Source organism: Glycomyces buryatensis, from assembly GCF_004912275.1.
Taxonomy (GTDB): domain Bacteria; phylum Actinomycetota; class Actinomycetes; order Mycobacteriales; family Micromonosporaceae; genus Glycomyces; species Glycomyces buryatensis.
Genome location: NZ_STGY01000024.1, coordinates 1 through 26172, shown reverse-complemented (window position 1 = coordinate 26172; position 26172 = coordinate 1). Strand labels below are relative to the sequence as shown.

Here is a 26172-nt window from a genome sequence, read left to right as displayed (position 1 = left end):
ATCAGGTGAAACGGCCGCCGGGGGCGACCAGTGACAACGTATGGGTCCGACATAGATTTACTTGACGCTTTAAGTAAACAGATCCATAAATCGGGAAAAAGTGGAATATCCGCCAACCAGACCTTCAAATCCCAGCTCGACCTAGAACGCCACTGCGGGCGCACACCCCAAGGGGTCTGCGCCCGCGTCATGCAACGGATCCTCGCCCTGACCGCCACCATCTGGCACAACGACCAGACCGGAGCACCAGTCCTACGATCACTGACCGCCTACGACCACTGAACCCCAGGAATCAATCATCTAGGGGCGGACGGCCACGATCAGGTCGCGGTTGATGGCCTGGTCGACCCGGTGGGCGAAGCCCAGGAACGGCTTGTCGGACATGACCTCGAGCCCGGACTCGGTCAGCATGGCCGCGAGCTCGTCCCGGCTCACCGTGAGGGTGTTCCAGGCGATTCCGATCGCGCCGCCGCCGCGGAGCAGCTCGGTCCACACGGGAATGCCCAGCTCCAGCAGTTCCTTGGCGGTGCGGGACAGTGAGCGGACGGCGCCGACGGCTGCGTGCTGCACCCCGTACGGCGCGTCGGTGACGATGAGGTCGAATGACCGCTTCTTGTAGACCTGTCCGCTCTGGAGCGTGTCGGCGCTGACCATCTCGAGCGTCTGCATCTCGCCGGCCTTGTACAGCTCCTTGGTGGCGGCGAACTCCACCAGCAGCCGCTGCCCGACCGCCCTGCCGTCGCGCTTCACCCGGCTCTTCACTGCCTTGTGCTTGATGGACTTGCTCTTGAGCCACCGCTGAATGAACGCCGAATAGGCCTCGAAGTCGCGCTTGTCGACCTCGACGCCGTAGGAGTCCCATCCGTACATGATCGATTGATTGAGCGTGGTTCCCCGCCCGCACAACGGGTCCAGCACCTTGAACCGCGAATTGAGTACCCGGTCCGCCGGAAAGGCGGCGGCCGCCGTCACGTTCAGCAGCAGCTTCGTGAAGTGCTCGTTCGTCTTCCCCACGTATTTCAGGATCGAGGTCAGATCGTTCTCGTACCGGTCGAGTCGGGAGAGCGCGATCGGCTCCAGCATCGACCCGTGGATTTTGAACAGCGCGAAGAGCGAGGACACGTTCGCCAGGCAGCGGAGGTCGCGCTCGCTCAGCGAATCGCCGTGAAACGTCAGGTAGGGAATGCCGCCCATCTCGACTTCTTCGAGGTCCTTGATCGAACCGTCCAGAAGAAATTCGTCGAAGATGCGGATCTCGCTCACCATCATCTGCACCGCGGTCTTCGCATACACGCGATTAGCGGACGGCGACACCAGCATCGCATACTGCTGCATTCCCAACACACCTTCAATCCAGAGCACCAACTGCGAAAACACGCGCCACCACGATAACGGAGAACCTCCCGACCACACGGCGGGCTCACGGGAATGGCGGCGATCACCGCTTCCCAGCTCGGGGCGGCCGCATCCCGTATAGCGCTTTCCACTGGATCTCTCTATAGTTGTCTCGCCATCCCCCGACCCCGACTTGGAGGCTCGATGTCTTCCGACCTGACGGCAGCATCGCAGCGCGACTCGGCGGCCCTGCCGTACGACGACAATCACTTCGACTTCTCCCCGTGGAGGTTCTGGTCCGCCGCTCCGCAAGCGACACAGGACCGTCAGCGCCGGCTCCAGGAGGCCCTGGTGTCGGAGCGCGGCTACCGGTTCGGCGCCGACTGCTTCGTCTCGCCGCTGGCCGCGATCCAGAACGAGGGGCTGCGCCTGGGCGACCGCAGCTACGTCGCCGCCGGGGCGTACCTCAGCGGCGACCTCGAGCTCGGCGTGGACTGCACGATCAACGCCTATACGGTCGTGCGCGGCGAGATCACGATGGGCGACGGCGTCCGCATCGGCGCCCACACCTCCATCATCGCGTTCAACCACGTCTTCGCCGATCCCGATGCGACGGTCATCAACCAGGGGATCGCAGCCCAGGGCATCACCATCGGCGACGACGTCTGGATCGGATCGCACGTCGTCGTCCTCGACGGCGTGAAAGTCGGCAGCCGCTCGGTCCTAGCGGCCGGGGCGGTGGTGACGAGGGACGTGCCGGAGGGCGCCATCGTCGGCGGCAATCCCGCCCGCGTCCTGAAATGGCGCGTCCCCGCACTCGCGCCGGTCGCCGATGTGAAGGGCCGCACCGGACTCGGCGACAGTGCACTCGGCGATGAGATCGCCGCGTTCGCCGACCGGGTCCGCGCCGAGGCGGCCGAGCTGCTGGAACGGTACTGGGATCCGCGGGTCGGCTTCTTCAGCGACAAGCCGGGCGCCGATCCGACCGTCCGCGCGCAATGCGACGCCATCGAGATCGCCGACCTCCTCATCGGCTCCGCGCCGGTGCAACTGCCCGCCGCGGAGCAGATCGAACGGCTGCGCTCCTGGCAGGATCCGCAGACCGGACTCGTCGGCTACCTGGAAGCGGACGGCGCCCTGCGCGGCGCCGGACTGAACCTGGACGAAGGAGGGGCCGCCTACCACGTCCTCACCGTCGGATACGCGCTCGACCTGCTCGGCAGCGCCTTCCCGCACCCGATCTCACTCCGTCCCGCGGACTCGGCCGAGGACGTGATCCGCTGGGTCGACGCCCTCCCGTGGCAGAACCGTGCCTGGAACGCGGGATCGCAGATCGACCACCTCGGAACCGCAATGACCTGGAATCGCCTTGGCGGGCATGGAAACCCGACCGGAAGTGAAGAGGCCCTGTTCGGTTGGATGCTCACCCATGTCGATGCCGGCACCGGCATGTGGGGCCGCGTCGACCACGCCGATCTGCTGCAACCGGTCAACGGCTGGTACCGGGCCGTGCGCGGCACCTTCGGCCAGTTCGGCATCCCGGTGCCCCACCCCGAGCGCGTCATCGACACCGTGCTGCGCCACCTCGCCGATCCGGGCCGGTTCGCGCCCGACCGCCTCAATGCCTGCAACGTGCTCGACGTGGCCTATCCACTGTGGCTCACCCGCCGCACCGGCCACCGCACCGAGGAGGTCGCGGCGAAGGCCCGTGAACTCCTCGGACACGTACTGGCGCAGTGGATCCCCGGCGAAGGCTTCGGTTTCGCCGCACCGCCGAACGGGGGCCTGGACTCGTCCCCCGGCTTGCAGGGCACGGAGATGTGGCTCGCGATCCTGTGGTACCTCGGCGACTTGGCGGGCGTCGCCGACCGGCTGGGCTATCAACCGCGCGGCGTCCACAATCGCTTCCCGCGCATTAGATGAGTACTCGGCGCCGCGTAACTCAGGCGTGGCGCAGCACGAACGCCTCGGTGAGCTCGAGCAGGCGCTCGCGGGCGGGGACGGTCTCGAATCCGTGTCCCACCCCGTCGAGCACGTGCGTGTCGAGCCGGTCGGCATAGACGCCCTGGTACGCCTTCACGATGTCGGGCCCGATCAGGGCGTCTTCCGATCCGTACGCCAGCAGCACCGGACCGGCGTGGCCTGCGGCGTCCGCGAACGGGTCGATGCCTTTGGCGTCCTCGACGAATCGCCGATGGATCGGCAGTCCGCCGAAGTCGTCGTAGCCGTGTTCGGCGATCGCGTCGGAGCGCCGCTTCGCGGCAGTCTCGTCCAAGCCGACGGCGACCGCGGCCGGGGCCCAGAGGGCGAGCGACCGCACGGGGCGCTGCGCGGCGGCCAGCGAGGCGGTGAGTCCGCCCAGGCTCATCCCCAACAGCGACAAGCGATCGGCGTCGACCGCCGAATGGGCGCCCACCGCTTCGAGCGCCGCGGTGGCCTGCGCGACCTGGTCGGAGACGGCCAGGTCGGCGAAGTCGCCGTCGGACTCGCCGCCGCCGGCGAAGTCGAACCGGTAGACGGCCACGCCGCGCTCGGCCAGACGCTTCGCCAGCCGGACGAACATGTAGCCGAACTCGGAGCGGGTGCCGCTGAAGCCGTGGCACAGCACCACCGCCGGGGCCGGGGTCGATTGCGGGAGGTGCAGCGTGCCGCGGAGGATGCGGCCGCGATTCTCGATGTCAAGGGATTCCACGAGGCGCAAGCTAACACGGCCGACGCCGCGGGCGGGTCCCGGTGGGAGCGTGTCCCATCCAGTGCCCGCTCGCGGCGTCGGCCCGATCGACGGTGCGAAACGGACTACTCGGTAAAGGCACCCGGCTCGTACGGGCAGGTGCTGCTGTACCGCGAGACGCCGGTCGTGTCCGCCAGCTCGGGGCACAAGAACTGGGTGTAGCGGGTGTCGTTGTCCACCCAGATCTTCAGCCAGGGAATCGTGCGCCGGGTGACCTCGGAGTTCCCCCAGACCGGGAACCCGTGCCCACCGGAGGAGAGTTCCACGAACGCGGCCTCGGTCTCGGCCGGCAGGGTTCCGTAGAGGGTGTCGAGGTAGTCGGGGGTGACGGTGCCGTCGTCCACGGCGCCCATGATCATCGTCGGCACCTCCAGGGTGGACAGATCCTGCGAAGGAGAGTAGGGCGCGAGCGGGATCGCGGCCTGGAGATCCGGCCGCTGCTCGGCCGCGTAGATGGCACCGCCGCCGCCCATGGAGTGGCCCATCACGCCGAGCCGCTCCGGATCGACCCGGTCCTGCACCTCGCTCTCCTGCGTCAGGTAGTCCAGCGCGGCCAGCAGCTGGTCGCCGCGGGCGGTGTCGAAGTCCTGGGGGCTATTGGTGTCGATGCCGATGACGACGAACCCGAACGAGGCGAGCCAGTGCCCCATCCAGGCCCCTTCGTCCTCCCAGGAGGCGGTGAAGCCGGGCACGACCGCGACCGCGCCGAACGTGCCTTCGCTGGTGTCGGTCGGGTAGTAGATCACTCCGCCGTTGAAGCCGTGCCCGGTGGGCACGCTCACCTCCTCGGTTTCGAACGTGCCCGCCTCGGCCGCAACGCTTTCCACCGTGGGGTCGGGTCCCCGTTCGAAGGGGTTGTCCTGCGCCGACGCCGGTTGGACCGCGATCAGCGCAGCGATTAGGGCCGCAACGGCCGCAACCGCACTCGCCGCGAAGGTGATCGCTCGGCGCCGCATGCCGGGAGCGGCCCGACCGAACGCGGCGCGCTCCCGCGCCGGGACATCGGTGATTGGTCGTTTCATGAGGTGGTGCCTCCCCATTCCGTAGATATTTTCACATACTTGAATGTGATACCTACCCTAAACAGGGATATGCCCCAAAAGCAAGGAACTCGAGCCCGCGGCGCGGGTCAGTCGAGGCCGATGCGCAGCACCCGGTCGTCGTCGGGCCCCGGGTCGCCGCGGCCGTCGGTATTGTTGGTGATCATCCACAGTGAACCGTCCGGTGCGACGACGACGTCCCGCAGCCGGCCGAACTCGCCGACGTAGTGCTCGACCACGGTGGCCGGATCGTCCAGCGGCACTTCGAAGAGCCGCTCGCCGCGCAGATTCGCGATGAACGCGGCGCCGCCCGCAATAGCCATGCCGCTGGGGCTGGCGTCCGCGGGCGCCCACTGCTGGACCGGATCGATGAACTCATCGCGGTCACCGATGCCCTCGACCTCGGGCCAGCCGTAATTGGCCCCGGCCTCGATGACGTTGAGCTCGTCCCAGGTGTCCTGCCCGAACTCGGAGGCGTACATGGTGCCGTCCTCGGCCCAGGCGATGCCCTGCGGATTGCGATGGCCCCAGCTGTATACGAGCGAGTCGGCGAACGGATTGTCCGGCGGGACTCCCCCGTCGGGCGTCATCCGGAGGATCTTCCCCGACAGGGCCTCGCGGTCCTGTGCGCTCTCCCGGTCGCCCGCGTCGCCGGCCGTGGCGTAGAGCATCCCGTCCGGGCCGAACGCGATCCGGCCGCCATTGTGATTGGCCGCCGCCGGGATGCCGCCGAGGATCTCCTGCGGCTCCCCGAGCCCGAACGATCCGGCCTCACCGGTGAGCTCGTATCGCTCGATCCGGTTCTTCCCCGCGGCGGTGAAGTACGCGTACAGGTATCCGTCGTGGACGGCGATCCCGAGCAGGCCTCCCTCGCCCCCTCCGGCGACGCCCGCGATGGTGCCCACCTCGCGGGCGTTCCCGTCCGGGTCGAGCTCCACGATCCGGGCGCTGTCACGCTCTGAGATCAACGCGGTGTCCTGGACGAACGCGATCGACCACGGGGCCTGGAGTCCTTCAGCCACGACTTCCGGCTCCCCCAATCGGGGAGCTTCGGCGACGTCGGGCGAGGTCGGCTCGTCGGATGAGGGCGATTCATCGGGCGAAGTCGGCTCGTCGGCCGGATCGTCCGTGCACGAGGCCACGGCCGTCCCCGCGACTACCGCACCCGCGAATCCCAGCGCCCTGCGCCTCGTGATCATCACTCGCCCATTCCTCCTGATGTTCCGCTGACGCGGTACTAGACGTCCCGGGATCAAGGGTAAGCGGCCGTGCGGGCCCGAAGGAGGCACTATCGGTGGCCCCCGGAATCGGGGCTCCGTCACCGCGGAGATGGAGAAGTGTTGCCATACGTTGAACGTTATATTGAATAATGTAGATATATGAGTTAGTATTGCCTGTGGCAGTCGGTCCTCGGACCGGTTGCCGCAGAGCAGCGGTGGCATTCCCCGGCATCGCGCACCGCATGGCGCATTGGAGCACCATGTCCCCCCATAACCCGATAGCGAAACCCTCCCCCTCCATCGGCCGCAGGCGCCTGTTCCAGGGCGCGGTCGCGGCAGGCGGTCTCGCCGCATTCGGCACCGGAATCCCTGCCGCGCAAGCCCAGACCGACGAGATCGGCGTCCAAGCCGTCCATCCCGGGATGCTGCACACCCAGGCCGACCTCGACCGCATGTACGCCAGGGTCAGCACCAACCAGGAGCCGTGGCGCGCTGGCTGGGAGAAGCTCATCGCCAACAGTCACGCGCAGAGCACCTGGACGGCCCGGCCGACCGACGTCATCATCCGCGGCGGCGACGGGCAGAACTACCCGCAGCTGTACAACGACATCCACGCCGCCTACCAGAACGCCCTGCGGTGGCGGGTCTCCGGCAATACCGCCCACCGCGACAAGGCCGTCCAGATCCTCAATGCCTGGTCGTCCACGCTCACCGCCGTCAACGGCAACTCCGACCGGTTCCTGGCCTCGGGGATCTACGGCTACCAGTTCTGCTGCGCCGCCGACCTCGTCCGCGGCGCCTCGGGCTTCAACCTGGGCGCGTTCCAGGACATGATGACGAGCATCTTCCTCCCGATGAACAACTCGTTCCTCACCAACCACAACGACGCCTGCATCACCAACTACTGGGCCAACTGGGACCTGTGCAATATGGCGAGCAAGCTTGCCATCGGGATCATCTGCGATGACTCGTCCATCATCAACCAGGCCGTGGACTACTTCTGGAACGGCGAGGGCAACGGTTCCATCTACAACGCGATCCCGTTCGTCCACAACGGCTTCCTCGCCCAGTGGCAGGAGAGCGGGCGGGACCAGGGGCACTCCATCATGGGCATCGGACTGATGTCGTCCATCATGGAGATGGCGTGGAACCAGGGCATCGACCTCTACTCCGCGCGGGACCTCGCCTTCGGCAAGGCGGCCGAGTACGTGGCGAGGTACAACCTCGGCTACAACGACCTCCCGTTCACCACCTACAGCTGGGGCACGGGCCAGAACTGCGCCTACCGGGAGCAGACGGTTATGGGAGAGGGCGGACGCGGGCAGCTGCGCCCGGTGTGGGAGATGGTCTACAACCACTACAGCGTCCGGCGCGGGCTCCGGATGCCCAACGTCGCGCGCATGGCCGCCCTGGTGCGCGCCGAAGGCGGCGGCGGGGACTACGGCACCACCTCAGGCGGCTTCGACACCCTCGGTTTCGGCACCCTCGCCCACACCCGGCCCACCCCGGCGGTGGTCTCCGGCGGCGTCTACACGCTCATGGCCGAGCGCTCTGGGAAGATCCTGGACAATGGCTCGGTCACTACCGAAGGCGCCCAGGCGATCCAGTGGAGCGACAACGGCGGCGACTGGCAGCGGTGGCGCATCACCGACGTCGGCGGCGGGTACTACACGCTGGTGTGCCTGCACTCCGGAAAGGCCCTCGACAACTTCTCCGTGAACACCGAGGGCGGCGGCGTCGTCCAGTGGACGCACCACGGCGGCACCGCGCAGCAGTGGCGGCTCGTCGACGTCGGCGGCGGCGCGGTCAAGCTGATCAGCCGGTACTCCGGCAAGGCACTCGACAATGGCAATGGCGAGGCCAATGGCGGCGGGGCGATTCAGTGGACGGATAACAATGTCGTCCAGCAGCGCTGGAACCTCCGCCGGGTCGCCTGAACCACCGATCGAATTGCAGCCCTTGGCGCTCCACGAGGCCAAGGGCTGCTCAATGCCGCGGGGCGGCCGTCGTCTATTCGGCGTGGACGATTTCGGTAAAGCGGTGTTCCATTGTGTCTGGTTCTCCTGGTTTCCTGCTAGGTTGCCACCGAGACGTGGTCGAAGACCGTGGTGTTCAGCGTCTTCGGGTCTCCGGATACGACGGCGAGCCCCGCGTAGTACGGTGCGTCGCCGAAGTCTGGGATGGATTCGGGCGCGCCGAGCTCCGTCCAGTTCTCGCCGTCGGCCGAGACCGCGGCGGCGAAGGTGTCGCCGCTGCGCTCCAGCCGCAGCCATACCGGTTCGCCGCCGGCCGCCGCTCCGTCGGTCACGTTGGGGCGGAAGCCCACTCGCGGACGCCGGAAGAACTGCACGCCGCCTCCGGCCTTGAGAATCGTCCCGGCCATCTGGTCGAACGGCGAGAGGGACTTGGCCATGACCAGGCCCGCCCGGGCGGCCGTTCCCGCATTGTGCCGTTCGGCGACCCGGGCGATGATCGTGCCGTCGCCGGTCAGGGGAACCGAGGCGTAGTGCACGGTCATGCCCTGATTGATGACGTTCAGATCCGAGCCGGCGCCTCGGACCGTGAACGATTCGGTGTCCGGGTCGTAGCCGGTGCTGCCCGGCGTGCGGATCGCGACGGCGCTGTAGCTCCCCAGCCGCCGCTCGTCGAGCACGTAGTCGCCGATGTCGCGGGACACCCACGGCTCGGGCGGCGCGGCTTCGACGGTGAGCGCGAGGGTCACCGTGGCCGTGGCGGTGGCATTGGTCGCGCTGATCGCTAGCTCGAACCCGCCCGGTTCGGACGGGGTCCCGGAGATGATCCCGGTCCGCGGGTCGACCTCCAGCCCCTCGGGCAGCCCGCTCGCGGCGAATTCGGTCGGGTCGGCCGTGGCATCGATGAGGTATTCGAACGGCCTGCCCGCGTTGGCGAACGCGGATGTCGCGCTCTCGATTTTCGGTGCCGGAGGGATGGGCATGACGGCGCTCGCCGCCGCCGAGTCCGGTCCCGTTCCGGCGACGTTCTCGGCGCAGACGACGTAGCGGTATTCGGTCCCCGGTTCGCCGGTGGCGTCGGCGTAGCGGAGGTGGACGCCGAATCCGACCGGTTCGATGCCGGAGGCGAGGGTGTCGAAACGGCCGCTGTTTCCCTTGGCGCGCTTGACCTGGTATCGGCCCGCTGGGTTCGGTGTGCTCCAGGCGAGTTCGATGGCGCTGTCATTGGCCCGGGCCTGCACGGCCGCGACGGCATCCGTCGGGGCGTCCACCGACCAGCCGGGCGCGGCCACATTGTCGAAGGCGGCCGTGGTGGTCTCGGCGTGGTCCTCGCCCGGATCAAGCGCCGAGCAGACCGCCAGTCCGATATGGATATTCTGGGCGAGGTCCAGCTCAGAGGAGCCGACCTTCTCCCAGTGTTCGCCGTCGGGTGAGATCCATCCGGTGAACTTCGATCCCTTGCGTTTCAGGCGGACCCAGTAGGGCCTGCGCAACCGGTAGCCATCGCTCGCGGCCTCCACATAGGGCGCGGCGAGCGGGGTCGCCGACTCGGGCAGGGATCCCAGATTGGAGATCGGGAATCCCGCATTGACCGTGATCGCCTCCTGCTGGGTGGGAGGCACGCTCTGGGAGCCGGTGCCGGTGGACTCGGCACCGGCGGTCGCGCGGGTCGTCCACACGCCGCTCCAGGTGTGCAGCGGGAGGCCCTGGATGAGCATCGCCGCGTGCGCGGAGTCCGCGTCGAGCGTTTCGCGCGCCATGACGCCGACCTTCGCGTACTGCGAGCTCAGCGGACCCGTGATCCGGGCCGTGAGGGTGCCGTCGCCGCTCATCGGCAGGTGGGTGAACCGGAACTGGTCGCCCGAACCGGCGATGTCCCGCCCGCCCGCCTCGATCGCGAACACCTGGCCGTCGAAGTCGGTCGTGCCGGGCTCGCCGCCGCCGATGTCCGTTGCCTCCCAGGGCGACGGCGGTCCGGCGCTGACGGCGATCCCGAGCGAGTCGGGGCCCGTACCGACCTCATTGGAGGCGGAGACCGCGTAGACGTACCGCTGCCCGGCTGTCACGGTCTCGTCGGTGTAGGAATTTCCGGGCAGGTCGGTCGCGAGCGTCTCGAACTCGCCGCCCGCGGCCGCGCGCTTGACGGTGTAGGACTCGGCCCCCGCCATCGCGACCGGATCGACGGACTCGACCCAGCCGAGGGTGATCTGCGAGGCCGTGCCGTTCGCGGTCAGTCCCGCGGGTGCGGCAGGTGCCGCCTGGGGTGCCGATGCGTCGGCCTGCGGCCGCGCGAATGTCAAGGTGCCCCATGACGGGTGGTCGTCATTGGTGCCCTCGATGTGCCGCTCGCCGCCCGCCCGGAAGACCACCTGTTCCAGGTACGGGGCGGGCAGGCCCATCCGGCTTGCGAAGTGGCCGTATGCCAGTTCGTGGATGGGCCGGTACTGCCCGCGATTGTTGGCCGAGATCTGGGTCTTGATGTACTTGCCGGTCCGGTCGAGGTCGGGTGTGAAGGGAACGTCGTCGCCGAGGTTGTACCGCGCGACGTACTCGTGCCCGGCGAGAATGCGGCTGTCCGCGTGACCGTAGAGGTTCACCCCTTGGTTCCAGGCGACCTCGGCGACATCGGTGAGCAGGCCGATCGCCAGTTGCGCGTATGCCTGGCTGCGCCCGCTCTCCTGGCCCTGGCCGGACTCGTCGACGACGATGCCGGTGAACGAGCCGTTCCCGGCCCCGTCCACCGCGTAGCGCACCGCGTCCTCGAACATGACGCGGTCGTCGCAGAACACGGCAATCGCGATGACTAGTTGCAGCGCGGCGGTGTCCCAGTTGCCGTTCGCGAACAGCGAATAGCCGGCGACGGATCGGTACCAGACGGTCTTGAACGAGTCCTCGCACCTGGCGATGTCCTCAGCGGACCAGCCGTCGTATTCGCTGTGCCGCAACAGCTCGGCGGCGTTGACGAGCTTGAATCCCTGGAGGCCGGAGCCGAGCTGACCGTCGGCGCCGGTGATCGCCCGCAGACTCGCCGACCAGGCATTGAGGATGTCGCGCGCCTTGTCGGCGTGCCGCTTGTCGCCGGTGATGGCCCACATCAGCGCGTTCTGGTAGGCGGCCGCCGCGTCGTTTGCCGTCTCACTGGTGTGGTCGGTGGGGCCGCGGCCCCACGAGGTGATCTGGCCGGTGTTGCGGATCGTGTAGTCGTAGGAGGATCTGGGACTGGCGGCCATGGCCGTGAATCCCGAGATGATCGGCTCCGCTTCGGCTGCAACGGCTTCCCGCATCCGTTCGAGGTCTTCCGCACGGTGCAGCAGGCCGGGGTGCGCGAATGCCGCTGGGGCGGTGGGGAGGATCGCAGCGTCGGTCGACGGCGCGGCCTGCCCGGCCTGGGCCGGGAGGGCGCTCGCGGCGGTCACCGCGATGAGGGTGCCCGCCGCACCCCTCAGGAGGGTGCGGCGGGTGGTCTGGTGCTGGGACATCCGGGTCACTGCACCGTGATCTGGACGGCCTGCTCGGCGATGCCGCTCGCGTTGGCGGCGCTGACGACCACGTCGTAGGTGCCGGCCTTGGCGGGCGCGCCGGCGACGACACCGGTGGCGGCGTCGACGGCGAGCCCTTCGGGGAGGCCCGAGGCGGCGAACGTCTCGGGGAACCCGGTGGCGCTGATCGTGTAGATCGTCGGTGCGCCCGCGGTGGTCTCCATGGTCTCGGCTGCGACAAGGGTCGGCGCCGTATCGGACGGAGCGGTGGTCGAATCGAGGAAGCGCAAGCCGGTCACGTGCTCGTTCACGTGCATGGGAACCATGTCCGTGGTCTTGTACCAGCGGGGTTTGCCCGCGGTGTCGGAGATGACCTTGCCGTTGACGGTGAAGTTCTGGAAGACGACGTCCTTGACGGCGTGCTCCGCGTCGTACCCCAGCATCATCGCGGTGCTGGCGTTGTTCCCGTCGTAGCTGAGGTTCTTGACGAAGACCGATTCGATGCCGCGGCCGATCGAGGTGTTGTAGGTGGGGTTGTAGGTCACCCGGAAGTGGATGATCTGGCCCCAGCGGAAGTCCTCGATCCGGATGTCCTGGATGCGCACGTTGCGAACGAGGTTGCTGTCGCCCGGGTTCAACGCGATGCATCCCTGGTAGTCCAGCTGCGGCTCGCGGTGGTCGAGGATGTCGAGGTTCGAGATGGTGATGTTCTCAAGCACCTCAGGCTCGTCGGAGTTGCCGTGGGTGCCGATGTTGATCGGGTGTGCCACGTCCGCCCACAGCACCGAGTTCTGGATGGTGATGTTGCGGACGTCGCCGTAATACTCCCAGCGGTGCGCGTACACCGCGATGCAGTCGTCGGAGCTGCGCATGAAGGCGCCGTCGATCAGCACGTCGCTGCTGCTGAAGATGTCGATGCCGTCGCCCCACCTGGCGGAGCTGAAGTAGTTCAGGTTCCTGACCGTCACCTGCTGGGACTCGGCGATATTGAACGCGTTGCCGGTCGGGTTGTTCATGATGGTGATGCCGTCGATGAGGATGTTCTTCGAGCTCTCGACCGGGGCCGCACCCCATTCGACCCCGTAGATCATGCCGCGGCCGCGCAGCGTGGCGTTCTCGACGCCGTTGAAGCGGATGTTGCGCTTGACCACCGCGCCACCGGCGATGTAGACGGTCTGGCCGCTGGCGACGGCGATCCCCTCCCCGGTGTGCACGCCGGGTCCGAAGTAGACGACGCTCGGGTCGTCGGCGCTGGGCGCGTCGGTCTCGATGGGGTTGGCGATCAGGTGCAGGCAGTCGTAGACCTCGTCGTTGACCTCGATGACCAGCTTGCGGGGCTCGCTGATCGTGAACTTGAGGCTGTCGTCGTCCACCGTCGGCTCGATCTCGTGCGAGAGCGGACGGATCCGCGCATTCTCGATGGCGCCCTTGGTGTAGGTCACCTGCACCTCGGCGGTGCCGGTGAAGTCGAAATAGGCCACGGCGGAGTCGTGGAGGGGACCGGCGCCGGTGTTGGCGTCGATCATCTTCAGGTGGGTGTTGTAGACGCCGAGCGGCTGCCATTCGCCCTTGGAGGTGCGCACTCGCACGTTGAAGCTGTCGTTCTGCTCGACGCCCTCGGGGACGGGGTAGGTGACGAGGGAGTTCTCGGCGGACGCCTCCTGGGCCGAGGCGGGGTTCGCCGCGGTCGCGAGGTATCCGGCGACGGCGGCGGCTCCGGTCGCTTGGAGGACGGTGCGACGGGACAGGCTGGGGTACGGAGGGTTCTCAAGCATGGTTCCTCATTCACTGCAAGGGGAAGGAAGGGCGCGGTGCAGGACCGGGTCCGGCGCCGCCTTTCATTGCGGCCGAAGGCCACTGGGGCTTGTGCTGTGGATCTGTGCCGGAGGTCAGCGCGCGTAGCTGAGGGTGCCCCATCCGAGCGAGTCGAAGCCGCCGGAGTTGGGGCCGTAGTCGCCCCCGCCGCCTTCGGGCCGGATGTGCTGGGTGAGCATCTCCTCCACGTTCGGCATGGAGCGGCCGAGCCGGCCGTTGTAATGGGAGTAGAGCAGTTCCCACACGGGCCGTCCCTGTCCACGTGCCCAGTCGGAGATCTGGGTGTGCTCGTTGTAGCGGCAGTCGTGACCGGAGTTCCAGACGTACTTGGTGAAGGGCACGTCGTGGCCGTTGTTGTAGCGGGCGACGTATTCGGCGGCCTTGGCGAAGGCGCTGTCGCGGGCGGAGTAGAGGTCGACGTCCTGGTTCCAGGCCATCTCCATGAACTCGGCCATCAGGCCGACGCCCATGATCGAGTGCGCCTGGTCGCGGCCGGATTCCTGCCACTGGGCGAGGTCGCCGTGGATATGCGGGATCACGTGCTGGATCGAGCCGTTCCCCTTGCCGTTCCAGAAGTACTCGATCGCCTCGTCGAACTTGGCCTGGTCTTCGTTGAAGATGCCGATGGCCAGGATCGCGGCCATGTTGCACAGGTCCCAGTTCGCCCAGTAGTGGCTGTCGCAGGTGCCGTGGCGGCGGACCAGGAAATCGTTGTTCAACGGGTAGAAGATCTCGGCCAGCATGGTCTGGAACCGGCCCACATCGAACCCGGGCGCATCGCGCACGATCTCGGCGGCGTTGGCCGCCTGGTAGCCGTAGATCCCGGCCGCCAGCGAAGTCTCGGTCCAGCCGGTGATCACCTTCAATGTCCCCGACCAGGCGTTGAGGATCTCGACCGCCTTGTCGCGGTGGGCGGTGTCGCCGCTGACCTTCCAGCGCAGCCCGTTCTGGTACGCCGCGTGCATGTCGTTCATGAGCAGCCCATAGTTCTCGGGCTTGTCGATATTGCCGCGGACGATCTCCTCCACCGGCCGGGGCGTCCAGCTCGACGAGGAGTGCGAGTTGGCGGTCAGCCGGTTCCAGCCGGAGATCCACGGTTCCCGGTTCGCCTGGACGTTGCTCCGCATCCGGTCGAACCCGTCCTGCCGCAGCAGCATTCCGGGGTGGTTGAAGGTCTGCGCCTGGGCGATGCCGAAGCCGCCGGCTCCGGCGGCAGCCAGGCCACCGGCGACGATCGCCCCCCTGAGGAGGTTGCGCCGATTGAAGACTGCGCGTGAACGAGGTCGGTTCGGTTGTTCGCTGAGCATGGTGCTCCCTTGCGCCATGCGGTGTGCGATGCCGGGGATTGCCACCGCGTACTCGTGACGGTTCACGTTGGAACGCGCGCCGTCCACATCACTATAACACTAGATATCTGCATCTTTCAATAAAAAATTCCAATAGTCGACAATTATCCACACTCGATCAGGGACAGGAGTCGATTCGTCTCCTGCCCCTGGTCGGAGGCCCTGCGAGATCAGTACACCCGGATCTCCTCCACGTCGATCGGTTTCTCCGGGAAGGAGAGCCGCACCCTGCGAGCGGTCCGGGCCGGGAATTGCAAGGACGCCGAGCGCGCCTTGGTCTCGGGCTCGCCGCGGTGCAGGAGTTCGAATGCCCGCCCGTCCACACTCGTCTCGACGGTCCACTGATGGGCGGGAGGCTCGGCGAAGACCACCTCGACCCGGCTGATCTCGTACGGGAACTCCAAGTCCGCGGCAAGCCACTCGCCCGGGTCGCGGCCCGCCGCCCGCCAGAACGCGCCGCTCCCGGTGACCGTGGCGTTCCCGCCCCCGTGCAGCGGCTCGGCGCTGCTCACCGCGACCGGCCGGTAGGCCGCCAGCGAGGCCTCCCCCTGCCCGGTCGGCGGCTCGGTGACCGACGGCGCGGGCGGCGGCAGTCGCCTCACGCGCGGCTCATTGCGCGGCCCGACCGCCATGAGGACCAGCTCCGCCGCGCCGAGACCGTCGGCGGTGGCCCGGATGCGCTGCGTCCCAGGCACATAGGCGCGCAGCTCCATGGCCCCCGCGCCGTCCCGCAGGCTGTGGTTCTCGGGCGACAGCGTGATGCTGCGCCCCGAAGGAAACACGCCCTCGCCCTCGACCACCGTGAGGCGCACCGCCCGGTCGTCGACGACGCGGACGCCGTGCTCGTCGACGAGCTCCACCAGCAGCCGCGCGTCGCCGGTGCCGTCGGTCGGGATCATCTCGGCGTCAGAGGTCAAGCGCAGCGCGACCGCCGTGCCCGGCTCGGCGAAGGCGGGCGGGGCGAGGCCGCGCAGCTTCTCGCGGTACCAGTAGTAGGCGCGCTTGGGCATCCGCCAGTAGTCGGCCAGGCCCTGGAGCCCGGCCCCGTCCGCGATCGTCTTGTAGTGGAAGGCGCACCAGAGGATCTTGCCCGAGCGCCACGGGTAGTCGACTTCGACGCCGTGCTCCCACACCACTTCGTACTCACCCGCCCCCTGGCCCTGGACGCCGTGGTACTCGGACACGACGCTCGGGATGCCGGGGTCGAGGTAGAGCTCCGCACCGTCGCCGTTGTACCCGGCGATGTCGCCGAGCACGTCGAAGCCCTTGCGCTGCGCGCCGCCTACCGCCGCCGGGCGGGTCGGGTCCAGCTCGTGCGACAGGTCCACCAACTCGGTGGTGAGTGCCTTCGCCTTGCCGATCACCCGGTCGTCGCTGAAGAACGCCTCGTTCCCGATGCTCCAGGTGATGATGCTCGGGTGGTTGCGGTGGGTGCGGATCATCTCCCGCAGGGCCCGGCGCAGGCTCTCCTCGAACTCCGGTTCATCGGCCTCGTCGATCGGATAGGCGCTGGCGAACCAGTAGCCCTCGACGTCCTCGCCGCCGATGCCCCAGAAGTGCAGCTCGGACCAGAACAGCAGGCCCTGGCGGTCGCACTCCTCGGCGAAGTACGGGTGGTGGGGGTAGTGGGAGCCGCGGATGAGGTTCATCCCCAGCTCCTTGATCATTGCCACGTCGCGGCGAATGCTGGCGCGGGTGCCCGCGTCGCCCCAGCCGCCCCGGTTCTGGTGCACGTTGGCGCCGTGCAGGTCGAGGCGCTCGCCATTGAGGAAGAATCCCCGGTCGGCGGTGAACTCGTACCAGCGCGCGCCGAACGCGGTCGCCTGGGTGTCGCGCACCTGGCCGTCCACGGTGACCGAGGCGGTGAGGCGGTACCGGTGCGGATGGTCGGGGTGCCACAGCCTCGGCTGAATGATCTGGCCTTCCAGCTCGACCTCGATGGTCGCTCCGGCAGGGACGGTGCGGCGGACCGGTTCGAGCCGGGCGACCGGGCGCGAGGTGTCGCCGATGACGCCGGCGACCCGGACCTCGACCGCGTGCGGTTCGTCGTTGACGATCGCGACGGTGGCGTTCACCTCGGCGCGTTCACGATCCACCTGCGGGGTCGTGACGCCGATGCCGTACCAGTCGATCCGGACCTTGTCTGCGACGATGAGGCTCACGTCGCGGTAGATGCCGCCGTTGAAGCTGAAGTCCCCGGCCCGCGGTGCCAGGCGCGGATTCCAGATGTTGTCCACGCGGACGAAGACGTCGTTGGCCCCTGCGTTGACCACATGGGAGAGGTCAACGGTGAACGGCGTGTAGCCACCCTCGTGCCGGGCGACGAAGCGCCCGTTGACGTAGACCTCGGCGATCTGAAAGACGCCCAGGAACTCCAGGGCGATCCACTTGCCGAGCCATTCCGGGGGGACCTCGACGGCACGGCGGTAGCAGCCGTGGCCGACGTAGAAGCGCTGCTCGCGGAAGTCCGGCAGGTCGAAGGAGTGTGGCAGGCCGACGTCGTACCAGTCGGGACTGGGGGGTTCCCCCTCTGCCCCGGGATGCTCGCCGTAGGCGAACGTCCAGTCGTCGTTGATGAAGCGCTGCTCGCGAATCATGCGATCGGTACCTCTCAGCACATGGGTGTTCAGGAGGCGGGCCGCACTCGCAGGTGCGGCCCGCATCGGAATGCGACGGGACTACTTGGACTCGTCCCAGGCCTGTTGGTAGATCTCGATGTAGCGGTCGGCGCCGAGATCGGTGAGATTCTGCTGGAACTCGGCCCAGTCCTCATCGCTCTCGATGTCCCGGACTCCGGTGGCGAACTCCGCGCCCGCCTGGACGACGAAGCTCTCCACGTTGGTCTGGATCGTCGCGAGCTCCGAAGCGGCCTCGCCGGTCACCGTGACGTCCCAGTACGGGAACGCCTCGTCGGACTCGTGGCCCTCGTACAGCTCCGTGGCCTCGAACAGGCGGCGCTCATAACCGGCGGGTTCGTAGATGTCGGTCCCGGTGACCTGGCCGTTGCGGAAATCCTCGTCGCTGAAGATCTGCGCGATCGCGCCCCAGGAATTGTTCAGGCCCTCGCCCTCGGGAGGCGTGAGGGTCTTGAACAGCGGCTCGGCGTCCTCATCGAGGGCCACATCGCCCGCCTCGGGCTTGGCCCAGTTGACGCCCTCGACACCGAACTCGGCCGGAACGTGACCCTCATACGAAACGATGAAGTCCGCGATCTCCATGAGCTTCCGCTGCTTGGCCTCACTGGAGCGGTTCGTGATGACGAAGGTCGCGCCACCCGAGCTGACGGGGCCGGCCCAGGTCGTGTCGGAGCCGTTCGGTCCGGTCAGCGGCGGTACCGCGTCGTACTGCGTGTAGCGCCCGTCTTCGTTATCGGCGTTGACGAAGCCCGGGTGCAGCGTGGTGACCGATCCGAGGATCACGCCGTCCGCGCTGTTGCCCTTGGCACTGAGCGCCTCACCGTTCTGCGTGAAGGCGGCCTCGTCGATCAGGCCGTCCTCGTACAGGGACGCGACGTAGGAGATTCCCTCCCGCCATTCGTCACGGGTTGGCTGCAGGACGGCCTCGCCGTCGACGGCCCCGAGCGAGCCCGGGATGGTGCCGTCCGAGTTGGAGTACTGGGTGTAGACGAACGGGTTCATCAGATACGGGAGGACCGAACTGCCGACCTCCCCGGAGAGGGGGATCTCATCGGCTTTGCCGTTGCCGTTGGGATCCTGCGTCTTGAACGCCTCCAGCACCGTCCGCAATTCCTCGGGCGTGGTGGGCTGCTCGAGGTCGACGGCCTCCAACCAGGCGGAGTTCATCCACAGCTTCGCGCCGTACGAGCAGTGGTAGCAGTCGTTCCACGCGGGAAGCCCCCAGATGTTCCCGTCCGTGGAGGTCGCCATCTCCTTGAAGTCGGGTTCCTTCTCGAACGCGGCGGTGATGTTCGGGGTATCCTCGCCGATCAGGTCGTCGAGCGGGACGATGACGCCCTGGCCTCCGAGCTTCACCAGCTCCTCGTTGGTGAACTGGTTGACCCACGGGATGAGCATGTAGGCGTCCGGGTAGTCGCCGCTGGCGAGGGAGGTCTGCCGTTTCTCCGCGGCAGCGGCCGCATCGTAGGTGGTCGTCTCGAACTGGAGGTCGACGTCGAACTTCTCCTCGAGGACCTTCGTGAACGCGTTGTCGTCCAGGTCCCCGTCGCCGCCCTGGGGAGCGAAGATGGTGATCACGTCGTCCGGACTGGTCTCCGACTCCGAGGAGCACGCGGCGAACGCGCCGGCCGCCACGGCCAAGGCCGCTCCGGCCGCCGCCGCTCGGGCAAATCTGTTGGTCATCGTTGACTGCCTTTCATTGAGGAGTTGATGGGCTTGAGGGGAGGTATCGGAGGCGCAGGTCAGCCCTTCACGGAGCCGAGCATCACGCCCTTGTTGAAGTGCCTCGCCACGAACGGGTAGACGAGCATGACGGGCACGGTGGAGACGACGATGAGCGAGAACTTCATGAGGTCGGCCATCTGCTGGGCCTCGATCTGGCCCGCGAGGTTCGTCCCCCCGGCGTTGTTATTGAGGACCAGGAGGTTCCGCAGCACCAGCTGCAGCGGATAGAGCTCCTCGCTGCGCAGGTAGATCAAGGCGCTGAAGTACGAGTTCCACTGCCCGATGCCGTACATGAGCGCAATGACCGCCAGCAGCGGCTTCGACAGCGGCAGCACCACCGACCACAGGAAGCGGAGGTCCGAGGCGCCGTCGAGCTGGGCCGCCTCGTACAGCTCCCCCGGGATCGAGGAGCGGAAGAAGGTCATCGCGATGAGCACCTGCCAGGCCCCGATCGCGGCGGGAATGATCATGGCCCACCGGGTGTCGAGCATCCCGAGCGCCCGCACGACCATGTAGGTCGGGATCAGCCCGCCGGAGAACAGCATCGTGAACAGGACGCCGCCGATCAGGGCGCGCCGTCCCACGAGTTCACTGCGGGAGAGCGGATAGGCGATCATCACCGTGAGGGCCACGCTGACGAGCGTCCCGACCACGGCGTAGAACAGCGAGTTGCCGAATCCGGCGAGGATGGCCTCGTTGTTCAGCACCGCTTCGTATCCGCGGAACGTGAATTCGACCGGCCACAGGAACACCCGCCCGCCCGACACCGCGGCGGGGCTGGAGAACGAGCTGGCGACGATATTGATCAACGGCACGAGCACGATGAGCAGGAAGGTCGTCAGGAGGACATAGACGCCGACCATGAAGAGCCGGTCGACAGGAGTGTCCTGGACCTGGGTGGAGCGGCGGCGCTTCGGCTTGCGGCGCTTCGCCTCCGGCTCGGTTTCGAGTTCCGCTCGGGTCGCGGTCTTGAGGGTCATTGCATGCGCTCCCTTCACCACAGTCCGTTGCCGGTCACGCGCTTGGAGACGGTGTTGACGGCCAGGAGCAGGATGAGATTGATGACGGAGTTGAACAGCCCGACCGCGGTCGCGAGGCTGAAGTCGGCATTGAGCAGGCCGATCTTGTACGTGTAGGTCGCGATGATCTCCGAGGTCGAGAGGTTGAGGGGGTTCTGCAGCAGGAACGCCTTCTCGAAGCCGATCGCCATGACGGAGCCGACGCTGAGGATCATCACCACCACGACCGTCGGTGCGATGCCGGGCAGGTCGACGTGCCGGATCTTCTGGAGGCGGGAGGCCCCGTCGAGCCGGGCGGCCTCGTACAGGCTCGGATCGATGCCGGCGAGCGCAGCCATGTAGATGATCGCCGAGTACCCCGCCGTCTGCCAGATGTCGCTCCAGACGTAGACGCTCCTGAAGGCGTCGGGGTTCGCGAGGAGGTTCTCGGACATGCCGAAGAAGCCGAGGACGTCGGCCATGAATCCGATGCGGGGCGAGAAGATCAGGATGAGCATCGAGACGACGATGACCGTCGAGATGAAGTGCGGCGCATAGGTGACCATCTGGACGGTGCGCTTGAAGAACTTCACCCGCACCTCGTTGAGGGCCAGCGCGATGATGATCGGGATGGGGAACCCGGCCAGGAAGCCGTAGAGGCTCAGCATCAGCGTGTTGCGGATGAGGTCCCAGGCGACCGGGTTGGCGAAGAACCGCTCGAAGTGCTCGAAGCCGGCCCAGGGACTGCCCCAGATCCCGTCGACCACGTTGTAGTCCTTGAACGCGATCACATTGTTCGCCATCGGGATGTACTGGAAGATGACGAAGTAGGCCACGGGGAGGATGAGCAGCAGATAGAGCTGCCAATGCCGGCGCAGGTTCCGTCTGCGGGTCGTTCGGCGGCGTTCGCGGAGGGTCATCGCGGTCCGCGCTTCCACTGCCGCGGTCACCGTTCCGCCCGCCTCGTCCTGTGCGCCGTATGGCGGCGCTCCCCGTTCATGAACTGCACCATCGCTCCTTCGCGAACTGTCCCGTGAACCTTCACGGAGATTCCCGTGAAGGTTCACGATATTGACGGGAAGTATTCCTGTCAAGACTCCTGACAGACTTTTTCCAAGTCCAGGCCTAGCTCAGGCCGAGGCCCGCCACAGCACCTTCGCGCGGACGATGCGATGAATCGGGTCAAGGCGGGCGAACTGGGCCTTCGCCAGGATCTCCACGATGTCCATCGCGTTCGCCGCGAGGCCCTGGGTATCGAGCGAGATCGTGGTGAGCGGCGGGTCGACCGCTTCGCCGAGCGCCAATCCGTCCACGCCGACGATGCGGACCTGGCCCGGGACCGCGAGGCCGAGCGCGTGCGCGCTCTGGACGGCCCCGAGCGCCATCAGGTCGTTGAACATGAGCACCGCGTCGGTGTCGGGCCGGCGTTCCATCAGGTCCGCGAAGGCCCTGCTGCCGCCGGAGATGGTCTCCTCCCCCACCACCACCTCGGTGAGCTGCTCGCCGACCTCCCGTTCGAACCAGACGCGCCGCGGCGAGGGCTCGTAGGCCCCGATGTCCCGCAGCGTGTAGTTCGAGTCGACCATCCCGAAGCGCCGGGCGCCCTTGGCGCGCAGCGCGGCGATCGCCTCGACCAGACCGGATTCGAGGTCGAGTTCGACCGAATGGACGCCCGCGAGGGTGCTCTCGGCCTCCAAACGGATCACCGGCAGACCCCGACTGGCCTCCAGGAGTTCGGCGTCGGTGCCGCCGAAGTGGCAGACCACGGCGTCGACCTGTGTGGACAGAAGATCCAGGGCATCGGCGACCTCGCCCTCGGCGGCGGCCATGATGAGCTGCCAGCCGCGTTCGGTGGCGGCCGAGAGCAGATCCGCGGCGATCTCAGTGTAGTACGGATTGCGGAAGGAGGCGACCACGAGCCCGAGCGCGTGCGTCTTCTCCCGGGACACGAGGTTGCGGGCCTGCCGGCTCGGGCGGTAACCGAGTCGCTCCGCGGCATCCAGCACGCGCTGCCGGGTCTTCGCGCTGATGTCGTCCATGTCGTTCATCGCGCGCGTCACCGTCTGCCGCGATACGTTGGCCGCCTCGGCGACATCGAGGATCGTCACGCGTTTGCCCACTGGGGAATCCTTCTCTCGCACGTACTCATGCTATTGGCTGTCGTTTCAGCGGTCGCCATCGATCGCGTAGGACCGGGCGGTTCCCACTCAAATGTCGTCGTGCATCAGAATTCACTCCCAGAACAGGTCCGTGAACCTTCACGGTACCGGCGAGTAGCCCGCATTGACAACCCACTTTCAGATCGGCCGGCGAGTGAGGAGGTCCCGCAGCGCCGCGACGATCTCGGCCGGCGCCTCTTCGGCCATGAAGTGACCCGCCCGGGTCGTGCGGTGGTCAAGGTCGGGTGTCCAGGTCCGCCACAGTGCCGCCGCGTCGAAACCGAGGACCGAGCCCCAGTCCTGCTGGACCACGGTGACCGGCACGGCCAGGCGCCTCCCGGCCCTGCGGTCGGCCCGGTCGTGCTCGAGGTCGATTCCGGCCGAGGCGCGGAAGTCGGCCACAATGGAAGGAACCGCCTCGCGCGAGGCGCGCAGGTACTCGGCGCGGACCTCGGCCGGAATCGCGTCGACATCCCCGATCCAGGTGTCGAGGAAATGCCCGAAGAACTCGTCGGCGCTAGCGGCGATCATCCGTTCGGGCAGGCCCGGCGGCTGCGCCATGAGGTACAGGTGGAAGGCCACCGCGGCGTCCGCGCCGTGCAGCACCTCCCACATGTCCACTGTCGGCGGAGTGTCGAAGAGGCCGAGCCGCGTCACCGCTCCGGGGTGGTCGAGTCCCGCCCGGAAGGCGACGAGCGCGCCGCGGTCGTGTCCGGCCAGCGCGAACTGCTCGAAGCCGAGCGCGCGGGCGAGGGCGACGACGTCGGCGGCCATGGTCCGTTTGGCGTAGGTTTCGGCGCCGCGCGCCTCGGGTTTGTCGCTTTCGCCGTAGCCGCGCAGGTCGGGGACGATCACGGTGTAGTCCCTGGCCAGATCGGACGCGACATGGCGCCACATGAGGTGCGTCTGCGGGAAGCCGTGCAGCAGGACGATCGGGTCGCCGCTGCCGCCGATCGCCGCATTGAGCGCGATGGGGCCGCCGACGGCGATGCGGCGGTAGTCGAAACCGGGAATTCGGACGGTCATGGTGTTTCCTTCTCTCATGTCGGTACTCCTGAGTCTGCGAGCGGGCGATGAGCATTCGATGAGCGCGCTATCGTGGCCGGGCCATGCGGGGAGAGGCGGTGGGGCGGGTGCGGGTCGAATTCGGGACCCTCGGGTCGGTGGCGGCCTGGGACGGTGAGGGCGCGCCGATCGGTCTGCGGGGGCCGCGGCACCGGGCGGTGCTGGCCCGGCTGCTTATCGCGCGCGGCCGCGTCGTTCCGGTCGACCGTCTCGTGGGCGATCTGTGGGTGGCTCCGCCCGAAGGAGCGGTGTCGGCTCTTCGCACCTTCGTCGCCGCGCTCCGCCGCGCATTGGAGCCCGACCGGGCGCCCCGCTCGCCGGCTCGGCTCCTGGTCACCGAGGGGCCCGGCTATGCGCTTCGCGCTGACCCGCAGTCCGTTGACGCTTGGAGATTCGAGGCGGCCCTGGAGTCCGCATCCGGCGCCGCGCCGGGGCGGGCCCTGGATCTGCTCGATGAGGCCTCGCATTGGTGGCGTGGCCCCGCGCTGGCCGGCTTCGAGGACGAATCGTGGGCGCGCGCCGAGCACACCCGCCTCGAGGAACTGCGCTTGACCGCGGTCGAGCGGCGGGCCGAGGCGCTGCTGGCCCTCGACCGTCCCTCCGAAGCCGTCCCCGATCTGGAGGCCCACACCGCTGACCATCCCTGGCGCGAGGACGCCTGGCGGCTGATGGCGCTCGGCCTGTATCGCAGTGGGCGGCAAGCGGATGCGCTGGCCGTGGTCCGCCGTGCGAGCGGCATGCTCCGCGATCGGCTCGGGCTCGAACCGAGTCCGCGGTTGCGTCGGCTGGAAGCGGACCTGCTGCGCCAGCGCGACGAGTCGGATCCTCGGACCGACCAACCCTGGAGCCGGGCCACGGCGGCCTGGGAGCGAGCGGTGACGGCGGATTCGCGCGCCCGCCTGGAGTCCACGGTCTCGCTATTGCGGGAGGTCGCGCTCACCGGCCCGACCGGACTCGCGGCGGCGCGGGAACAGCGGATCGCGGCCATCGATGCCGCCGAGCAACGTGGTGATCCCGAACTGACCGCCCGCGTCATCGGCGATCACGACGTGCCCGCGATCTGGACCCGCTCGGATGACCCGGCGCTGGCCTCCCGCGTGGTGGCCGCCGCCGAACGCGCCCTCGCCGCACTGCCCGCGGACGCGAGCGACGCGGTCCGGGCACGGCTGCTGACCGTGATGGCGCTGGAATCCCGCGCCACGGGAGAGCCCCGGGCGCGCCGAGCCGCCGAGGAGGCCGAGCGCATCGCGCGACGTCTCGGTGATCCGACGCTGCTGGCCTTCGCGCTCAATGGCGTCTATATGCAGTGCTTCGACCGGACGGGTCGTGCTCCCGCGCGCGACGCGATCGGTGCCGAGCTGGTCGAACTGTCACGGCTGCACGGGTTGTCGGGATTCGAGATCCTCGGTCGCCTCATCAGGGTCCAGGCGCGGAGCGCGCTCGGGGACTTCGCCGGGGCCGACGAACACGCCGCGGCGGCGGATCGGCTCGCCGAGCGGCACGAGCGGCCCCTGGTCGCGGTGTTCACCGGCGGGTACCGCGCTATGCGCCGGGCCGCCGGCGACACCTCGGTCGCCGAATCCGAAGCGGCTTACCGGGAGGCCGCGGAACAGCTCGGATCGACGGGCATGCCGGGGGTAGAGCGGGGCCTGCTGCCGTTGGCGCTGCTGTGCCTTCGCGTCTGGCGCCGCACGCCGCCCGAACCTGTGCTCGACCCGGACGACCGCCCCGACTGGGGCCCCTATGCGCCGTGGGTTCAGCCGGTGCTGCTGGCTTTTCGCGGTCAACGGGAGGAAGCGGTCGAGGCGCTCCGCCGCGCTCCCGAACCACCGCCGGATCTCCTGGCCGAAGCGCTGTGGTGCCTGCTATCCGCGGCGGCGATCGAAATCGGCGACCGGGAGACCATGAGCAGGGCCCGCGCGGCACTCGAACCGGCCGCCGGTGAACTCGCCGCGGGAAGCGGCATGCTCACCGCCGGACCCATCGCGGACTGGCTCGCACGCCTCGACGCCGCCGCTCCTCGGTGAATCGCAATGCTGGTCAGATGGAGCGTCTACGCGGGTGCGGGTGGCGTGTTCGCTGGCGGTGCGGATGTCGGTGAGGGTTGCGGCGCTCGGTGAGGCCTGCATTGGGGACCGGTGCGCTGGCGAGGTCGGGGCCGGTGGATGGCCGGGCTGCGCCAAAGGCATCGGCGACAAGAGCGTGGATGGGGGCCGGTGTCCGTATGCGAGGCAAGGCTTCCGGAACTCACGGGCCCCGGAGCTCGGGCGGTCGACACGCCCGGCCGGGTCCGAGGCTGGGGCTAGCGACACGCCCGACCGCAGGGTGCGGGCCTGGCGGTTTGGGTTGCAGCCCTATGTGTCTGGTGTGGAACGTGAGGGTTTTATCCCCGATCGGGTGACGCGGCCGGACCCGAAAAGGGGGATCATTGAGGTACGCACAGGGATATGGAATTAGTACAGGAGTCGAGTAGGTGCAAGCAGACTACGCCAAGCCTCTGGCCGACTCGCCGTCCTGACCGATTCCGAGAACCACCGCCCCCATGTACGGGGGTCGGAGTGTTCTCACCCCCGAGTGCTATCGGGTCCCGCAGCTGCCCGGCCCCTTGTGGGCCGGCCGGGTGGGAGACGGCCTTGTCGGGATCACCTCG

Annotated in this window: 16 protein-coding genes and 1 pseudogene; 4 read left to right on the top strand and 13 right to left on the bottom strand. The window is 68.0% G+C overall.

Going from position 1 to position 26172, the window contains the following annotated elements:
* Nucleotides 1-108: 108 nt before the first annotated feature.
* Nucleotides 109-282, top strand: a pseudogene (locus tag FAB82_RS27850) (IS982 family transposase); the annotation flags it as partial.
* 18 nt (nt 283-300) lie between these two features.
* Here FAB82_RS27850 and FAB82_RS06140 read toward each other — a convergent pair.
* On the bottom strand, nt 301-1293 hold the full coding sequence (locus FAB82_RS06140) for a TRM11 family methyltransferase (protein ID WP_211116411.1): 993 nt from the start codon (nt 1291-1293) through the stop codon (nt 301-303).
* A gap of 246 nt (nt 1294-1539) precedes the next feature.
* Here FAB82_RS06140 and FAB82_RS06135 point away from each other — a divergent pair, with 246 nt between their 5' ends.
* Nucleotides 1540-3258 (top strand): acyltransferase, encoded by a 1719-nt coding sequence (locus FAB82_RS06135; protein WP_136533663.1) that lies wholly within the window; start codon nt 1540-1542, stop codon nt 3256-3258.
* Between the two features lie 19 nt (nt 3259-3277).
* On the opposite strand, the gene FAB82_RS06130 is transcribed toward FAB82_RS06135, so the two are convergent.
* From FAB82_RS06130 to FAB82_RS06120, 3 genes are all read right to left on the bottom strand, one after another.
* Nucleotides 3278-4027, bottom strand: a complete 750-nt coding sequence (locus tag FAB82_RS06130; protein ID WP_168801445.1) for an alpha/beta hydrolase family protein — start codon at nt 4025-4027, stop codon at nt 3278-3280.
* A 104-nt stretch (nt 4028-4131) separates the two neighbouring features.
* Entirely contained in the window at nt 4132-5088 is a 957-nt protein-coding gene (locus FAB82_RS06125; RefSeq protein ID WP_211116410.1) for a dienelactone hydrolase family protein, read from the bottom strand.
* 107 nt (nt 5089-5195) lie between these two features.
* Nucleotides 5196-6305 carry a PQQ-dependent sugar dehydrogenase gene (locus FAB82_RS06120; RefSeq protein WP_211116416.1) on the bottom strand — a complete coding sequence of 370 codons (1110 nt, stop codon included), beginning with the start codon at nt 6303-6305 and terminating at the stop codon, nt 5196-5198.
* Between the two features lie 281 nt (nt 6306-6586).
* Here FAB82_RS06120 and FAB82_RS06115 point away from each other — a divergent pair, with 281 nt between their 5' ends.
* Nucleotides 6587-8263: an RICIN domain-containing protein gene (locus FAB82_RS06115; RefSeq protein WP_168801444.1), complete on the top strand. Its 1677-nt coding sequence runs from the start codon at nt 6587-6589 to the stop codon at nt 8261-8263.
* A 137-nt stretch (nt 8264-8400) separates the two neighbouring features.
* Here FAB82_RS06115 and FAB82_RS06110 read toward each other — a convergent pair whose 3' ends face one another.
* From FAB82_RS06110 to FAB82_RS06070, 9 genes are all read right to left on the bottom strand, one after another.
* On the bottom strand, nt 8401-11778 hold the full coding sequence (locus FAB82_RS06110; protein WP_136533660.1) for an alginate lyase family protein: 3378 nt from the start codon (nt 11776-11778) through the stop codon (nt 8401-8403).
* A gap of 5 nt (nt 11779-11783) precedes the next feature.
* Nucleotides 11784-13553 carry a glycosyl hydrolase family 28 protein gene (locus tag FAB82_RS06105; protein ID WP_136533659.1) on the bottom strand — a complete coding sequence of 590 codons (1770 nt, stop codon included), beginning with the start codon at nt 13551-13553 and terminating at the stop codon, nt 11784-11786.
* A 114-nt stretch (nt 13554-13667) separates the two neighbouring features.
* Nucleotides 13668-14966: an alginate lyase family protein gene (locus tag FAB82_RS06100; protein WP_211116409.1), complete on the bottom strand. Its 1299-nt coding sequence runs from the start codon at nt 14964-14966 to the stop codon at nt 13668-13670.
* Nucleotides 14967-15109: 143 nt separating this feature from the next.
* Complete coding sequence (locus FAB82_RS06095) at nt 15110-17536, bottom strand: glycoside hydrolase family 2 protein (protein ID WP_168801443.1); 2427 nt, start codon at nt 17534-17536, stop codon at nt 15110-15112.
* Between the two features lie 81 nt (nt 17537-17617).
* Nucleotides 17618-19258 (bottom strand): type 2 periplasmic-binding domain-containing protein, encoded by a 1641-nt coding sequence (locus FAB82_RS06090; RefSeq protein ID WP_136533657.1) that lies wholly within the window; start codon nt 19256-19258, stop codon nt 17618-17620.
* Between the two features lie 59 nt (nt 19259-19317).
* Nucleotides 19318-20280, bottom strand: a complete 963-nt coding sequence (locus FAB82_RS06085; RefSeq protein ID WP_136533656.1) for a carbohydrate ABC transporter permease — start codon at nt 20278-20280, stop codon at nt 19318-19320.
* Between the two features lie 14 nt (nt 20281-20294).
* Complete coding sequence (locus FAB82_RS06080; protein ID WP_136533696.1) at nt 20295-21218, bottom strand: ABC transporter permease; 924 nt, start codon at nt 21216-21218, stop codon at nt 20295-20297.
* A gap of 210 nt (nt 21219-21428) precedes the next feature.
* Nucleotides 21429-22418: a LacI family DNA-binding transcriptional regulator gene (locus FAB82_RS06075; protein ID WP_168801442.1), complete on the bottom strand. Its 990-nt coding sequence runs from the start codon at nt 22416-22418 to the stop codon at nt 21429-21431.
* 177 nt (nt 22419-22595) lie between these two features.
* Nucleotides 22596-23483 carry an alpha/beta fold hydrolase gene (locus FAB82_RS06070; RefSeq protein WP_136533653.1) on the bottom strand — a complete coding sequence of 296 codons (888 nt, stop codon included), beginning with the start codon at nt 23481-23483 and terminating at the stop codon, nt 22596-22598.
* A 107-nt stretch (nt 23484-23590) separates the two neighbouring features.
* Here FAB82_RS06070 and FAB82_RS06065 point away from each other — a divergent pair, with 107 nt between their 5' ends.
* A complete protein-coding gene (locus FAB82_RS06065; RefSeq protein WP_136533695.1) occupies nt 23591-25549 on the top strand; it encodes an AfsR/SARP family transcriptional regulator in 1959 nt (652 codons plus the stop codon).
* The last annotated feature ends 623 nt before the right edge of the window (nt 25550-26172 follow it).